The 16,675-nt window shown below is 37.5% G+C and carries 12 protein-coding genes and 1 pseudogene; 1 reads left to right on the top strand and 12 read right to left on the bottom strand.

What is annotated here, in order from left to right:
* Positions 1-37 precede the first annotated feature (37 nt).
* Positions 38-262 (top strand): hypothetical protein, encoded by a 225-nt coding sequence (locus tag ACAN53_RS04195; RefSeq protein WP_379967458.1) that lies wholly within the window; start codon positions 38-40, stop codon positions 260-262.
* 803 nt (positions 263-1,065) lie between these two features.
* On the opposite strand, the gene mutL is transcribed toward ACAN53_RS04195, so the two are convergent.
* The 12 genes and pseudogenes from mutL to recA all read right to left on the bottom strand — a co-directional run.
* Positions 1,066-2,910: a DNA mismatch repair endonuclease MutL gene (gene mutL, locus ACAN53_RS04190; protein ID WP_379967455.1), complete on the bottom strand. Its 1,845-nt coding sequence runs from the start codon at positions 2,908-2,910 to the stop codon at positions 1,066-1,068.
* Positions 2,911-2,914: 4 nt separating this feature from the next.
* Positions 2,915-5,554: a DNA mismatch repair protein MutS gene (mutS, locus tag ACAN53_RS04185; RefSeq protein WP_379967452.1), complete on the bottom strand. Its 2,640-nt coding sequence runs from the start codon at positions 5,552-5,554 to the stop codon at positions 2,915-2,917.
* 214 nt (positions 5,555-5,768) lie between these two features.
* Entirely contained in the window at positions 5,769-6,314 is a 546-nt protein-coding gene (locus tag ACAN53_RS04180) for an outer spore coat protein CotE (protein WP_379967449.1), read from the bottom strand.
* Between the two features lie 236 nt (positions 6,315-6,550).
* Complete coding sequence (locus ACAN53_RS04175; RefSeq protein WP_379967446.1) at positions 6,551-6,973, bottom strand: YlbF/YmcA family competence regulator; 423 nt, start codon at positions 6,971-6,973, stop codon at positions 6,551-6,553.
* Positions 6,974-8,503: a tRNA (N6-isopentenyl adenosine(37)-C2)-methylthiotransferase MiaB gene (gene miaB / locus ACAN53_RS04170; protein WP_379967443.1), complete on the bottom strand. Its 1,530-nt coding sequence runs from the start codon at positions 8,501-8,503 to the stop codon at positions 6,974-6,976.
* 231 nt (positions 8,504-8,734) lie between these two features.
* Entirely contained in the window at positions 8,735-9,601 is an 867-nt protein-coding gene (locus ACAN53_RS04165; protein WP_379967440.1) for a 2-oxoacid:ferredoxin oxidoreductase subunit beta, read from the bottom strand.
* Entirely contained in the window at positions 9,588-11,342 is a 1,755-nt protein-coding gene (locus ACAN53_RS04160) for a 2-oxoacid:acceptor oxidoreductase subunit alpha (protein ID WP_379967437.1), read from the bottom strand. Before ACAN53_RS04160 ends, ACAN53_RS04165 begins: the two co-directional genes overlap by 14 nt.
* 256 nt (positions 11,343-11,598) lie before the next feature.
* The gene (locus ACAN53_RS04155) at positions 11,599-12,525 is read right to left on the bottom strand and encodes a dipeptidase (RefSeq protein WP_379967434.1); all 927 of its coding nucleotides are present in this window, start codon (positions 12,523-12,525) and stop codon (positions 11,599-11,601) included.
* Positions 12,526-12,584: 59 nt separating this feature from the next.
* Complete coding sequence (locus tag ACAN53_RS04150; RefSeq protein WP_379967431.1) at positions 12,585-12,845, bottom strand: stage V sporulation protein S; 261 nt, start codon at positions 12,843-12,845, stop codon at positions 12,585-12,587.
* 118 nt (positions 12,846-12,963) lie between these two features.
* Positions 12,964-13,758 (bottom strand): TIGR00282 family metallophosphoesterase, encoded by a 795-nt coding sequence (locus tag ACAN53_RS04145; protein ID WP_379967428.1) that lies wholly within the window; start codon positions 13,756-13,758, stop codon positions 12,964-12,966.
* Positions 13,759-13,886: 128 nt separating this feature from the next.
* A complete protein-coding gene (rny, locus tag ACAN53_RS04140; protein ID WP_379967425.1) occupies positions 13,887-15,449 on the bottom strand; it encodes a ribonuclease Y in 1,563 nt (520 codons plus the stop codon).
* A gap of 350 nt (positions 15,450-15,799) precedes the next feature.
* Positions 15,800-16,648 (bottom strand): annotated as a pseudogene (recA, locus tag ACAN53_RS04135) (recombinase RecA); the annotation flags it as partial.
* Positions 16,649-16,675: the final 27 nt, after the last annotated feature.

Here is a 16,675-nt window from a genome sequence, read left to right as displayed (position 1 = left end):
TGGGACATAAAACCTACTGGATAAAGGAGAGGTTCAAATGGACCAAAGAATAATAACCTTGCAATCCCTTGTTCATGATTTGACGCTTCAATCTGCTACAAAGCAGATACGTATATCAGAAGATGATTTGCAATTCGCACTTAACTGTTTGCTACAATCATTTCAAGCATCTTTGCGTGAGAATCCTGATTGGGACTACATACAAATGAAATTTTATGCGGCATACAATCTGCTAACAGGTCAATCAGTGCTACCATCATAAGTTAGTTTACAAAGCCAAAACCTTCTTTTTAAAAAAACATTGTTAGATTTTCTGACAAAAGACGTGTAAGACTGCGAAACTCTTTCTATAATATAGAAGAATACTTTGTTCTTCAATCCCCTAATTCAATTGACGACGTTATTGTTGTAACCGCCTTACATTCTTCGTAGGGCGGCTTTTTTTTGAGTTGTAATACATTTCTACCTATTTCCTTTCTGGAAAAGAACCCGCTTTATGTTTATGGGATTAAGAGAACTCAACATCACAAATCATACAAAAAATATACATATTTATAAAAAAAGGAAGTAGTATTTGAAACATAAACCTATTATTACACTAAACAAATCGTTCAGTTATGATTTCTTTTTAATATAGCCATAATGAAAATAAAAATATTTTTTATTTAGTATTTCATGAAAATTCAAAATAGTTTATAATAATACATAAGCTTTTCATTAGTAGTACCCTCTATGTAATCGCTTGACGAAATCGTCAAGCGATCTTTTTTTATCTTGCCTAAAATGTTTCATAAACTATGTATATGTATCTCCGCCTTGCACATTATAAAGACATCGGGTACGCAGCAATCGAGCAAAGATTACCATGGTTGAGAAAAAACTTTATTATAGTCATACACGAGATATGATTACAATGAAGTTCCAATCTATCGTATATGGTATAGCGAAGATCATACCATATGCTGCGTACTCGTGTTACCTTTTCCAAATTACAAAAAATAAGGGCCCATCTCAAACAGGAATTTGAATTCTCTTTGAGAGAGCCCTTTTTACTTATTCCCTTACCTACAAAACCCTTTTAAACATCTTTTCAAGCTCATAAGTGGAGTGATGGACGACAATCGGACGTCCATGTGGGCATGTGTACGGATTAGTTGTTTTCCGCAAATCCTCCAGCAGTGCAAATATTTCGTCCTGCTTCAAATGATGATTAGCCTTAATAGATGCTTTGCAGCTCATCATAATTGCTGCATCTTCGCGCAATGCTTTAACATCTGCTTTCTTACGGTGCACGACTTGCTGCATCATTTCTTCGATAATTTCTGTTTCTTGTCCTTTCGGAAACCAAGTTGGATGGGAACGTACAATAAAACTTTGCTGTCCGAATGGCTCTAAAAAGAGTCCAACCTTTTTTAATTCTTCTAGTTGCTCTTCTACCTTCAAATATTCACCCAGTGATAAATCCATGCGATATGGTACTAATAACTCTTGCAGGTCAGGATGAACACGACCTACTTTTTCACGAAAGTACTCATAGTTAATTCGTTCCTGTGCAGCATGCTGATCAATGATATACAAACCCTTATCATTTTGCGCCAAAATATACGTTCCGTGCATTTGTCCAATCGGATATAGAGGGGGAAGTTCATTTCCCTTACATTCTGTTTCAGGAATAGCATCCCAGTCCTCTTGTAATATTTCCTCTTGCATAGCCCGATATTCATCACTTTCCTGAATCGTTTCTTCCTGTTTAGGTGTTATTAGAGTGGGGGCTTCATATGTGTCTGTACGTACTGTTTCCTTTGTAAACATACCAAGCGGCATAGCAATCTCATCTGCCGAGCGATGCTCCAAAGAAAAGGACTCTTGTACACTTTCTTGGCGCGTAGGCTTTGCCGTTTGCACCATTGCATCGGGAATAAGCTGAAGGCGTGAAAAAGCCTGTTTAATGGTAGATTCGATTAGCTCCTGCAACTGTGCTTCTTTACTAAACCGTACTTCTAGCTTCGATGGATGAACATTTACATCAACAAGAATGGGATCCATTTCAATTGAAAAATAAGCAATCGGAAACCGACCAACCATCAGCAATGTATGATATCCTTGCAGAATTGCTTTTACTAATGAATAATTACGTACATAACGCCCATTTATAATTGTCGTAATGTAGTTGCGAGAAGCCCTAGACACTTCTGGAAGAACGACATACCCTTTTATCGTATAATCAAGCGATTCTACTTCAATTGGAATTAGCTTTTTGGCAATTTGAATCCCGTAAATAGCAGCCATTACTTGCCGCACGTCCCCATTTCCCGATGTATGAAGAAGTTTTTTTCCGTTGTGAAACATACGAAGTGAAACGTTCGGATGAGACAGTGCAATCCGGTTCACCATATCCGTTATATTTCCAAGTTCTGTATGGATGCTTTTCATATATTTTAAACGGGCTGGTGTGTTAAAAAATAAGTTTTGTACAAGTATGTCTGTCCCTTTACGGCTTGATGTTTTTTCCTTCGATAGAATTTCTCCGCCCTTTATTACGATATGTGTACCCGGTGCATCGCCTGTACTAGTCGTTATGTCAAGTTCACTTACTGAAGCTATACTCGGCAGAGCTTCTCCGCGAAAACCGAGCGTGCGAATGCGAAACAGGTCATTTTCATCTTGTATTTTACTCGTTGCATGCCGATCAAATGCAATGGTACAATCACTTTCTTCTATACCATCACCATTATCAATAATTCTTATTTTTGCAAGTCCCGCTTCTTCAAGATGTATTTCAATAACGGAGCTATTTGCATCTAGCGCATTTTCTACGAGCTCCTTAACGACAGAAGCCGGGCGCTCTACAACTTCACCTGCCGCAATTAAATTCGACAATTGTTCATCGAGCTTGCGAATTTTCCCCATGATGTTATCCTTTCTTTATGTTTTTTTGTAGCTGATACAATGTATTCATTGCCTCAAGTGGCGTCATTTCTAGGATATTTAACTTTCGTAATTGGCCAAGAACCTCTTTTTCTTGTGAAGATGGTACGTCTTTTGATTTTTGCTTGGCTCCAAAAGAAAAGAAAGAAAGCTGTGAATCTTCGATACTCGGTTCTAGTTGTTTTTGTACCGGATGACTTTTTGCTGTTACATTTTCTTGCTTTTGATATACCTTTTCCATATCTTCTGACTGCCCTTCTTCTAGCTTAGCCAGCACTTCCTTCGCACGCGAAATAAGAGAAGCAGGTAATTTTGCAAGTTGGGCCACATGAATGCCGTAGCTTTTATCTGCCGCCCCATTTTTAATTTTATGAAGAAATACAACATGTCCATTTTCTTCAATGGCAGACACATGGACATTTTGCAGTTTTTGCAATTCTTTATCCAGTACGGTCAGCTCGTGATAATGTGTAGAAAAGAGTGTTTTTGCACCGATATAATCGTGTATATACTCAATAATTGCCTGTGCTAACGCCATACCATCATAGGTGGATGTACCTCGTCCAATTTCATCAAACAAGATTAAACTATTTTGTGTTGCGTTTGCAATTGCATGTCTAGCTTCTAGCATTTCAACCATAAACGTACTTTGTCCGGAAATAAGATCATCAGCAGCTCCAATTCTTGTGAAAATTTGATCGAATACTGGAAGCACAGCTTCACTTGCCGGAATAAAGCATCCAATTTGTGACATAACAGCAATCAGTGCAAGCTGTCGCATATATGTACTCTTACCAGACATATTCGGTCCCGTTATTAACAGTATATCTAATTTTTCACCCATCATTACGTTATTCGGGACATAGGTTTTCGCCTGTAGTACCTTTTCTACAACGGGATGTCGTCCATCAACTATATTAATTTCACGCGTTTTGGAAAGTGTAGGTTTGATGAATTGTTCCTCTTCACTTACGGTTGCAAAACTTTGAAGCACATCAAGCTCACTAAGCACTTTCGCTATATGTTGGAGTTTTGGAATATATGTTTTTACTTGCTCACGCAAATGCGCAAACAAATCATATTCAAGCTGTACAATTTTTTCTTCAGCTCCTAAGATAAGTGCTTCTTTTTCTTTTAATTCATCCGTAATATAGCGTTCAGCATTTGCCAACGTTTGTTTTCGTTCATAGCGTCCTTCTGGTAGCAGAGATAAATTGGCCCGTGTTACTTCGATATAATAACCAAAAATTCGGTTGTATCCTATTTTAAGCGATTTAATACCAGTCAAGTCACGCTCTCGTTGCTCAAGCTCCGCAATCCATGTTTTCCCGTTTTTACTCACATAACGATATTCATCCAGCTTTTCATCATAACCATCTTTAATAATATTCCCTTCCTTAATGGATAAGGGCGGGTTACTGATAATACTTCGTTCCAACAGCTCAGTTAGACTATCACAAGTGTCTACATTTGTAGTCAACTTATTAGCATAGGAATTGTGTAGTTGTTCCACTAACTGCAATATGCTAGGAACTTGTTCCAAAGACCTCTTTAATTGTAGTAAATCTCTTGCATTCACATTTCCATATGCTACTTTACCTGCTAATCGTTCTAAATCATATACATCTTTTAATTTTTCCTTCATATCTTCTCTTACGAAATAATTTGAGACGAATGTTTCAACCATCTCGTGACGCTGTTGGATATGCGACATATCGACGAGTGGACGTTCAACCCATTGCTTGAGCATACGCCCCCCCATTGCTGTTTTCGTCTTATCAAGTAACCAAAGTAACGAGCCTGTTTTTTCTTTCGTTCGAATCGTTTCCGTTAGCTCTAAATTCCGCTTCGAATGAACATCCATTTTCATAAATTGATTATAATTATAGATTTCAACGGACTGCAGATGATCCAGTGATCGCTTTTGCGTACGCATTACATATTGAAGTAGGCGTCCTACCGTTATGACTAGTTTTTCCTGGTCGATATGCGCTACAAGACTTTGTAAATGATCAGGAACGGTTACTTCCTCTTCATAGGAAATAGTTATTTTGAGTGTATCTGTAATCGTTTGTAATTCTTCCTGTGAAAAATTACGTGAAACAACAATTTCCTTCGCTCCTAGTGAATATACTTCAAGTAATACATCTTCCACAGAACCTGTTAAGAGTGTAACCGTATTTTGACCCGTAGATAGGTCGTTGCATGCGAGTCCATAGGAACCATCCTCAAAAGGAGTTACAGATACAAGAAAATTATTTTCCTTTTCACTTAACGATCGCCCCTCTATCATCGTTCCAGGAGTGATTAGTTGAATGACCTCACGACGTACGATTCCCTTTGCTGTCTTCGGATCCTCAACCTGTTCGCAAATTGCAACTTTATATCCTTTTTCTATGAGCTGCTCAATATAGCCTTTGGCTGCATGGTGTGGAACCCCACACATCGGAATTTTTCCATCACCGCCTTCACGGCTCGTAAGCGTAATTTCTAGTTCATGTGCTGCTTTTATCGCATCCTCAAAAAACATCTCGTAAAAGTCCCCGAGACGAAAAAATAAAAAGGCATCTTTATAATCTGCCTTCACCTGTAAATATTGTTGCATCATGGGCGTATATTGAACCATGTTGTTTACCACACCTCTTTATCGATATCTATCAAGTATTATATCATATTATTTTCATAGGTCCCTTTTTGTATCTAGTATTTCACTGTACAATGAGTTGACACACAAGCCGCTGTTATCTAGTTAAGATTACCTGTTATGTCTAAAAAGTTAAACAATAAAGTCTTGCTACATACTAAAAAAGGGCTAGGAAGATTTTCTCCCTAGCTCTTTGTTATTCTTCTTCTGCATCTAATATAAAGTTTGGATCTAAATCTTCAAATTCATCGTCATCTACTTCAAAATATCCTTCATCATTATCTTGACACCCTTCTGGATTGACAAGAACACAAACCTTCGTTTCCCCAATCACTTCTACAATAAATTCACGTTCGACTGTTACGACAATCTTATTACCGTTCGGAGAAATAATGGCCTCTAAGCAATTCGGATGCTGAATGACACGTGCAATAATTTCGTAATCCTCGCCAATATAGTTTTTATCTCTGTAACGGATTTTCACTTCATCTTTGTAATGTACCCGCTTAGTTACAACCTCTGTTTTCGTGTTATCATCATATGAATACCACGTATTAATATCATAATATCCTTCAATTTCTACATACTTTCCATGCTTTTTCGCTTCATACGCGTGGTTAATAACCCAACACCCTAAAATACTTGTCGGCGTATGGTTCGGATCAACAGTATGAGTAGACTTCGTATATTGACGTCCTTTGCCAACGACCGCCTTCGTGATTATCTCTCTATATTCGGACATTCCAAACCCTCCTCAATCAATATTCATTTCATCATATGCGAGACATTCGCTGAATGTGTCATCGCACTCCAAAAAAAGCCTAGGAAGAGGCGGATTTTTGTACATAGCATCCTCTTATTACAGTTTATGCTGCATATTTCAAATACGTTCTTTTTTTCAAAAAAAAAAGAGACATCCAAATGGACATCTCTTATCACTTTATTTAAGCTCCGTGACTCATTATATAGGAATATTATTTATCGATTCCGTTTGCTTTCAACTTCTGCACCCGTTTCACCTTTTAACACATCACCATCTGTAGAGATTATGATGTTATCTGTAACGGTGTTGGAAATAGTACTTGCTACAAGCTGCAATAAATCATTAACATACGTTTGAGATGATTGAAATTGCTGTACAATTGGGAGATTGTGCAAATGATCTTGCAGTGCATCTATTTCTGCATCTACCTTTTTTAAGGCTTGTATTTTCCCGTAATGTTGTAAGCTTACGGCTTCCTTTTGTAACGACTTTATTCTATCAATAGTACTTTTTATCTGTTTGTTATTTTGAATTTTTGCTTCGGCACGCTTGAAAAAATCAACTTCTTCGGTTTCAGCAATCATTTTTGCCAATTCCTTCGCGCGTTCAATGATTTGATCTTTCGTGTAAGCTGTCATTTATTTCACCTCAATTGGCTCTTCTATCATAACTCCGTTCAGCGACCACGTTTTTGCATCCGTAATACGAACTTTCACAATTTTTCCAATCGCAGACTTCGGTCCAATAAAGTTAACTAGCTTACTTTTACGTGTATAACCCGCTAACACGTCCGGATTATTTTTACTTTCCCCTTCAACTAACACTTCTACTACTTGATCACGATATGCTAAACTTTTTTTAGCAGAAATTTCATTTACAACTGCATTCAACCGTTGTAAACGATCTTTTTTGACTTCTAATGGAACGTTATCAACCATTTTTGCTGCTGGCGTTCCTTCACGCGGAGAATAAATAAACGTATAGGCACTGTCATATTCAACTTCACGATACAATGACAATGTTTCTTGGAACTGTTCTTCCGTTTCATTTGGGAAACCAACAATAATATCTGTTGTAAATGAGGCATTTGGAATAGCTGCCTTTATTTTGTGAACAAGCTCTAGATATCCTTCACGAGTATATTTACGAGCCATCATCTTTAATGTCTCTGTACTTCCTGATTGCACAGGTAAATGAATATGCTCAAGTAAGTTTCCGCCCTTAGCTAATACTTCTATTAATCGATCATCAAAGTCACTTGGGTAACTAGTTGTAAAGCGAATACGTGGAATATCGATTTTGCGTAGTTCATCCATAAGATCACCAAGACCATATTTCACATCTTTAAAATCTTTTCCATATGCATTTACATTTTGACCCAATAAAGTTATTTCTTTATAACCCTGTGCAGCTAATTGTCGTACCTCTTGGATAATATCTTCCGGACGACGACTTCTCTCCTTACCACGAGTATATGGTACAATACAATATGTACAGAATTTATCACATCCATACATAATGTTTACCCATGCTTTTATGTCACCGCGGCGAACACGTGGAAGGTTTTCAATCACATCCCCTTCTTTAGACCAAACTTCAACAACCATTTCCTTTGAAAACATCGCTTCTTTTAAAATAAATGGCAATCTATGAATATTGTGTGTGCCGAATACCATATCAATATGCGGAAGCTTCTGCATAATTTTATTTACAACGGATTCTTCCTGAGACATACATCCACATACGCCAAGAAGAACATCTGGATTTTTTAGTTTAAGTGGCTTTAAGTGCCCTATTTCTCCAAATACTTTATTTTCTGCATTTTCACGAATAGCGCATGTATTTAAAAGAATGACATCGGCATCTTCTGTCGTATCCGTAGATTCAAAACCAAGACCACTTAAAATACCCGCCATCACTTCTGTATCATGCTCATTCATTTGACACCCGTACGTACGAATATAAAACTTACGGCCGTTTCCTATTCCAATCATATCCTCTGGAATGTCAAAGTCACGTTGGATCGTAATTTCTTCTTTCCCACGCTTTTTTGCATCTAACAAAGACGGCGCTTGGTACGGTGTTTCAAAGTATTTACTATAATCCTTTCTGGATTTTCTGTCCGAAGGATTTACCTTTGTGCTTTCTAATCGTTGTTGCTCGTTCATGAATAATCTCCTTTCTGTCATGTGAAATTTACACATCATACACATTATCATAGTATAAAACGTTTAGACCAATTAAACAACAAACGTTGCTTCAAATAAAACATACTACTCCTATACTATCATATAAATTATGGAACAATAAGGTAGATACAGAAAGGAATTCAATGTTGGGGAAAAATTGCGGGATAAAAAAAAGAACTCCTTCTCGGGAAGGAGTTCTTTTCATAGATATTACATATATTCTGAAACGATTTGATCAAAGAATTCAGGATCAAGGTTAAGATCAGCGTTAACCAATGGAGTTTCGCTGTATCCTTTTACCAGTTCTTGATATGAAGGTTGTCCAGCATTTTGATAAATCAAACCTGTTACACGACCTTGATTTTGCATTAAAGTTTGCATTGCTAGAGCGCGGTTTGTAGGATCATATCCTTCTACATCGCTTAATTTTACTAAGTTTTCTTTAAACCAATCGTACGTATTTACTTTGTTATACGTTACACATGGGCTAAATACATTTATTAAAGAGAAACCTTTATGGTTTATACCAGCTTCAATTAATTGAGTAAGTTCCTTTAAATCGCTAGAGAAACTTTGTGCAAGGAATGTAACACCTGATGTTAACGCTACTTGCATTGCAGATAATGGTGCCTCAATTGAACCTTGAGGTGTACTCTTTGTTTTGAATCCAACATCACTTAGTGGTGAAGTTTGACCCTTAGTTAAACCGTAAATTTGGTTATCCATTACGATATAAGTAATATCAATGTTACGACGCATTGCGTGAATTGTATGTCCTGTACCAATTGCAAATCCGTCTCCGTCACCACCAGCAGCGATTACTTTTAAATCACGGTTTGCCATTTTTAAGCCTTGTGCAATTGGTAATGCACGTCCATGAATACCATGAACACCATATGTGTTAATGTAACCTGAAATACGTCCAGAACATCCGATACCTGAAATTATCGCCATGTTATCTGGTTCAAGTCCTGCATTTGCAGCTGCACGTTGAATTGCAGCTTGTACTGAGTAGTCGCCGCATCCTGGGCACCAGTTTGGTTTTACATCATTACGAAAGTCCTTAAATGTTGCCATTTACTACAACCCCTTTTTTACATTCGTTGTAAACATCCTTTGGTAAGAACGGATTGCCATCATATTTCAATAGGCTAGAAATTTTTTCTCCATTGCCTAGGTTCATTTTAATAATATTTGCAAGTTGACCAGTTGCATTATTTTCTACTACGATTACACGTTTTGCATCTTTAACAAGTGGAAGCAGTTCATCTGTAGGGAACGGATGAATTAAGCGAATATGTGCATGATTTACTTTTACGCCTTCTTGTTCAAGACGTTCCATTGCTTCTTCAATTGCACCGCGAGTAGAGTTAAAACCTACAAGTAAAATATCAGCATCCTTATGAGGAGCATTTACATATACAGGGGTATTGAACTTAATATTATTAAGCTTACGTAAACGTTTATTCATTTGATCTTCACGATTTATTGGTGATTCTGATGGTTTACCTGTTTCAGCATGTTCTACACCTGTAACGTGGTGAATACCGTTCTTCACACCCGGTACAACACGAGGAGACACACCATCTTCAGTTACTTCGTAGCGTTTGAAGTAAGCGCCATTTTCTCTTTCAGGTTGATCTTCGAACGTTAATTTACCACGGCGAATTTCAACTTTATTAAGATCTAATGGATTTACTGTTTGTTTTCCAAGTGATAGTTGAAGATCTGTAATAAGAATAACTGGTACTTGATATTCTTCAGCGATATTGAAAGCTTCTGCTGCATCATAGAATGCTTCTTCCACTGTACTTGGAGCAATTACAACCTTCGGAATTTCACCGTGAGTTCCGTAAATCATAGCCATTAAATCAGATTGTTCTTGTTTTGTAGGAAGACCAGTACTTGGGCCGCCACGTTGTGTATCAACGATAACTAGTGGTGTTTCTGTCATACCTGATAAACCAATTGCTTCCATCATAAGTGATAAACCAGGACCTGCAGATGCAGTAAGCGTACGAACGCCACCGTAGTTTCCGCCGATTGCCATAGTACAAGCTGCAATTTCATCTTCAGTTTGAATAACTGCTCCGCCTACTTTTGGCAACTTCTTAATTAAAAATTCCATAATTTCAGAAGCAGGAGTAATTGGGTATGCAGGCATAAAACGAGCTCCACCTGCTAATGCACCAAATGCAATCGCATCGTTACCAATCATAAACAAACGTTTTTTGCCGTCTGCTGGTTCTAGTTGCATTAGGTTTGTATTTTCACCAAGCAATTCTTTCATATATTCAGAACCGCGTTTAATTGCTTCAATATTCTTTTCAACAACTTGTTGGCCTTTTTTACCAAAGATTTCATTAACTACCTCAAGATAAGCAGTTTCATTAAGACCTAGAATTGCTGAAGAAGCACCTACAGCAACCATGTTTTTCATTAATGAAGTTCCAAGTTCTGTAGCAATGTCAACGAATGGAACCGCATACAAAGAAACTTTAGAATCGTCTGGGATTGTTGGATTAAACTTAGAATCCGCAATAACGATCCCGCCGTCACGTAATTCATGGAAATTCACATTGATTGTATCTTGGTCAAAAGCTACAAGAATATCTAAATCATCAGAGATTGCACGCACTTCAGTTGTGCTTACACGAATCTTATTATTAGTGTGACCGCCTTTAATACGTGAAGAGAAATGGCGATAGCCGTACAGGTAATATCCCATTCTGTTTAACGCAATAGAGAAAATTTCCCCTGTACTTTCGATTCCTTCACCTTGCTGTCCTCCGACTTTCCAGGAAAGCTGATTAATCATCTCCTACACCCCTTTAGCTGCAACATTGTAGTATAAAATCACAGAAATATAGTAATATTTTCTTAATTATGGGACTACAACGAATGCATATTATACCTGTCATTAATTAGTATGAATTTTTACATAACATTAATTCGTTTTCAATTCTAGACCTAGTAAGATAAAAAAGCAAGAATTTGAATTGATTTTATTCATATTTTTTTACCTTTAACATCATTTATACCATGGTCATATTCTTTTTCATATAATTAAATTATCAAAAGGAAATATGATCCAAAAAATTGGAAAATAAAAACCCTTTTACTTGTTCTTCTTTGTAATATTTTAACAATTCATTAACAAGATTTTGATAGTCTGCATAAGAGTCCAACTGCTCAACGGTTTCATCTATACCATCAAAATCTGATCCAAAGCCAATGTTTTTTTCACCGCCTAATGAACACACATAATCTACATGACGAAGTATATGTGTAATTTGTGCTGGTTTCGTATCGGTAATAAATGAAGGGTAAAACGTAATTCCAATCATGCCATCCTTTAACACAAGCGCCTTAATTTGTTCGTCTGTTAGATTTCGCGGGTGATGATGCAGTGAAAGAGCGTTAGAATGGGATGCAATAGGATGATGAGCTAAGTCCATCACATCCCAAAATCCCTTTTCTGAAAGGTGAGACACATCTGTCCACAAATGATACTCATTCAGCGTTTTCACTACTTCTTTTCCAAAATTAGATAACCCAGCACCACGGGGCTCTAATACACCATCGGCAACAGAGTTACTATAATTCCAAGTTAATCCAACAGAGCGTACTCCAAGGCGGTGTAATATACGAAGCCGAGCAATATTTGTTCCAATTGCATCACACCCTTCCAAGCTTAAAAGAGCACCTATCTCGCCGTCTTTTAATATCTGACTATCATGCTTCGTCGTAATCAGCTTCATTTCAGGATGTTTGTCCAAAATTTCTCGATAAAAAATCTCAATCATTTCCAGTACTGTATCAAACCGTTGTTCCATTGGTACTTTTTCCGGTACGTAAATTGCGAAACATTGAATTTTTGCATTTGCTTGTTTTAATTTATGTAGGGTTACATGAAGATTGCTGTCATTTTTAAAGCTTACTTGACATTTCTTTTCCCATAGCTTCCAAATAACATCACAATGAGCATCAAATATATTCAATTCCTATCACTCCTATGACAATAAAATAACCTGTCTGCTTAGCAAACAGGTTTTCTAGATTAACGAGGCTCAACGATAATTTTAATAGCCGTACGTTCTTCACCATCAATAATTATATCTGTAAAAGCTGGGACGCAAATTAAGTCAAGACCACTTGGCGCTACGAATCCTCTTGCAATCGCTACCGCCTTTACTGCTTGATTCAGCGCACCCGCTCCAATAGCCTGCATTTCTGCCGAACCGCGTTCGCGGATTACCCCAGCTAATGCACCTGCAACAGAGTTTGGCACAGAAGTTGCTTTAACTTTTAATATATCCATTACTCGTTTCCTCCTCGTTATCGTTTAAGCGATTGAATTTACTTTACATATATTCACGATAAAGGGAGAATATTCCTGCTTATCCAATTTTATTTTTTAAGAAATACATTTTCGTGTACTATTCAAAAAGTCTTTGATCATCATTGATTAGAATTCGTTCAATTTTCTCTGCTTTTCCTGTATGTGGATTTACATCTATAAGAACAGCACTAAGTTGCGTCCGACCAGAAGCCACTTCAAACCGAACAGGAAGACCCGTTAAGAATTTTTTCAACACTACTTCGCGGTCCATACCCAAAATGCCATCATAAGGTCCCGTCATTCCAACATCTGAAATATATGCGGTTCCTTCTGGTAATATACGATTATCTGCCGTTTGTACATGTGTATGTGTTCCTACTACAGCAGTTGCTCTTCCATCTACATACCAACCAATTGCTTGTTTTTCACTCGTTGCTTCCGCATGAAAATCAATAAAAATTACATTTGTTCGTTTCTTTGCTTCAGCAATGTATTCGTCCACTTTTTTAAATGGACAGTCAATAGCAGGTAAAAATGTTCTACCTTGTAAATTTATAATAGCAACTTCAACTCCGTTACAATTTACAAAGATCATGCCCTTCCCAGGATTCCCCTCTGGAAAATTGCCAGGACGTACTAAATATTTCGCAGAATCTATAAACTCAAAAATATCACGGTTATCCCATGTATGATTTCCTAGTGTTACTGCTTGCGCACCACTTTCCAAAAATCCGCGATAAATTTTTTCTGTAATTCCTTTTCCTGATGCTGCGTTTTCCCCATTTATAATGGTCAAAGTCGGTGTATATTTCTTCTTCAATTTTGGTACATATTCTTCAATCATTTTTCTACCCTGTGATCCTACAACATCACCGACGAATAAAATTCTCATCCCATAAACACTTCCTATTTCATATATAGTAAAGAACAACCCTTATATGCTACAATATTATATTTTTCATTCTGATTAATCTTTTATTTATAACCTATAACCAAAAAAATAAAGTGGTTTACACCACTTTATTTTGCATATTCTACTGCTCTCGTTTCTCGAATGACGGTTACCTTAATATGTCCCGGATAATCAAGCTCGTTTTCAATTCGTTTTCGAATATCACGTGCTAAGCGATGTGCCTCTAAGTCATCAATGGCATCCGGTTTTACAAGTATACGAACTTCTCTTCCAGCCTGAATTGCGTATGATTTCTCAACGCCTTCATATGACTCTGAAATTTCTTCAAGCTTTTCAAGTCTTCGGATGTAGTTTTCTAACGTTTCACTTCTTGCACCTGGTCTTGCAGCTGATAATGCATCTGCTGCTGCAACTAGAACAGAAATAACAGAAGTTGGTTCTGTATCACCATGGTGAGAAGCAATTGCGTTAATTACAACCGGATGTTCCTTATATTTCGTTGCTAGTTCTACGCCAATTTCAACGTGACTTCCTTCTACTTCGTGGTCAATCGCTTTACCAATATCATGAAGTAATCCTGCACGACGTGCAAGCTTCAAATCTTCTCCAAGCTCAGAAGCCATAAGACCGGCTAAGTATGCCACTTCCATAGAATGCTTCAATACGTTTTGTCCATAGCTAGTTCTAAATTTCAATCGACCTAATATTTTAATCAAGTCTGGATGTAATCCATGGACTCCAACCTCAAAGGTCGATTGTTCTCCAACCTCACGGATATATTCATCTACTTCACGTCTTGACTTTTCTACCATTTCTTCAATACGCGCTGGATGGATACGGCCATCTTGCACAAGCTTGTCTAACGCAATACGAGCTGTTTCTCGACGAATTGGATCAAAACCCGATAAAATCACTGCTTCTGGCGTATCATCAATGATGAGATCAATACCTGTTAACGTTTCTAGTGTACGAATGTTACGACCTTCACGTCCGATAATCCGACCCTTCATTTCATCGTTTGGAAGGTTCACGACAGAAACAGTAGTTTCAGCCACGTGGTCAGCAGCACATCTTTGGATAGCTAAAGACAAAATTTCTTTTGCTTTTTTGTCTCCATCCTCTTTAGCACGCATTTCACTCTCTTTAATCTTCACTGCAATGTCATGAGAAAGTTCTTTGTCAACTTTATCTAATACAATAGATTTTGCTTCCTCGCGGTTTAAACCAGAAATACGTTCTAATTCCCGCTGTTGGGCTTGAACGAGCTCTCCCACTTTGCTTTCCAACTCTTCAATTTGCTGTTGTCTCAATGTTAGAGAATCCTCTTTCTTTTCAAGCAATTGTTCACGCTTGTCAAGTGATTCATCCTTGCGGTCTAGGTTCTCTTCTTTTTGCATTAAACGATTTTCTTGTTTTTGCAACTCACTTCTTCGATCACGAATTTCTAATTCTGCTTCTGTACGAAGTTTATGAATTTCATCCTTTGCTTCTAATAGCGCTTCCTTTTTCAATGCTTCGGATTCCCGACGCGCATCTTCAACGATTTGACTCGCTGCAAAAGTAGCACCATTAATTTTTGCTTCCGCAATGGATTTCCGAACAAAAAAGCCAACAACTGCACTGACAATCGCTGTAAGCAACAGGGAGATGACAATCGTTAGTGTGTTCATACTTTCACCTCCTCTTGCTATGAATGAGAAAAGACTGCCAGCACGTACATTACATAACAATGTACAGCGATAACTCCTTTTCATCCATGTTAAAACAATTTTCAATTTTACTGTATAGTCATAATTATTCTTTTCAAACGAAGACCTATGTCAAACCCGTTTGTCATATCCTCATGTACTGATGAAGGTATGATGAAAATGGTAAAAAAAGAATATACAAACTTATTGTATAGTTCGATATTTTCATTGTCAAGGGCTGTATGTCTTTACATTCTTTACACAGTAGTATAGTAAGCGGTATCACAAAGCATATGTATGTGTAAAAAAAAAGACACATTACACGTGTCTTTTTAATCTTCTAGCAAACTTGGGTTCTCATTATCGAGCTGTATGGAATTATCCTTATCAGAAATCTGATAATGTTCTCGAACTTTATTTGCAATATCATCTCGAATTTGCAAGTTTTCTTTTAAGAATGTTTTTGAATTTTCACGACCTTGACCTAAACGTTCTTCATTATAGGAATACCATGCCCCACTCTTTTGAACAATATCAAGTTCCGTTGCCATATCAAGAATTTCGCCTTCTTTAGAAATTCCCTCTCCATACATAATATCTACATCAGCCGTACGGAACGGAGGAGCCACCTTATTCTTCACAACTTTGATTCTTGTCTTATTCCCGACAATATCATTACCTTGCTTCAATTGTTCAGCACGTCGCACTTCTAAACGGACAGAAGAATAAAACTTCAAAGCCCGTCCACCTGGTGTCGTTTCTGGGTTACCAAACATGACTCCAACTTTTTCACGAATTTGATTAATAAAAATTGTAATGGTATTAGACTTGTTAATTGCTCCAGAAAGCTTACGCAAAGCTTGTGACATTAAACGTGCTTGAAGACCTACATGGGAGTCTCCCATTTCCCCTTCAATTTCAGCTTTTGGCACTAGAGCTGCTACTGAGTCTATGACAATAATGTCAATAGCACCACTGCGAACAAGAGCTTCCGCAATTTCCAAAGCCTGTTCCCCTGTATCAGGTTGTGAAAGTAATAACTCGTCTATGTTAACTCCCAGCTTTTGTGCATACTCAGGATCTAACGCATGCTCTGCATCAATAAAGGCAGCTTGGCCACCCGTTGCTTGCACTTGTGCAATTGCATGAAGAGCAACAGTTGTTTTACCAGATGATTCGGGCAGGATTGTTATACACAAGGCTTTTTA

Source organism: Ectobacillus soli, from assembly GCF_042610425.1.
Classification (GTDB): domain Bacteria; phylum Bacillota; class Bacilli; order Bacillales; family Bacillaceae_G; genus Ectobacillus.
Note: the sequence above shows the minus strand (reverse complement) of the source record. Positions and strands in the feature narration are given on the sequence as shown.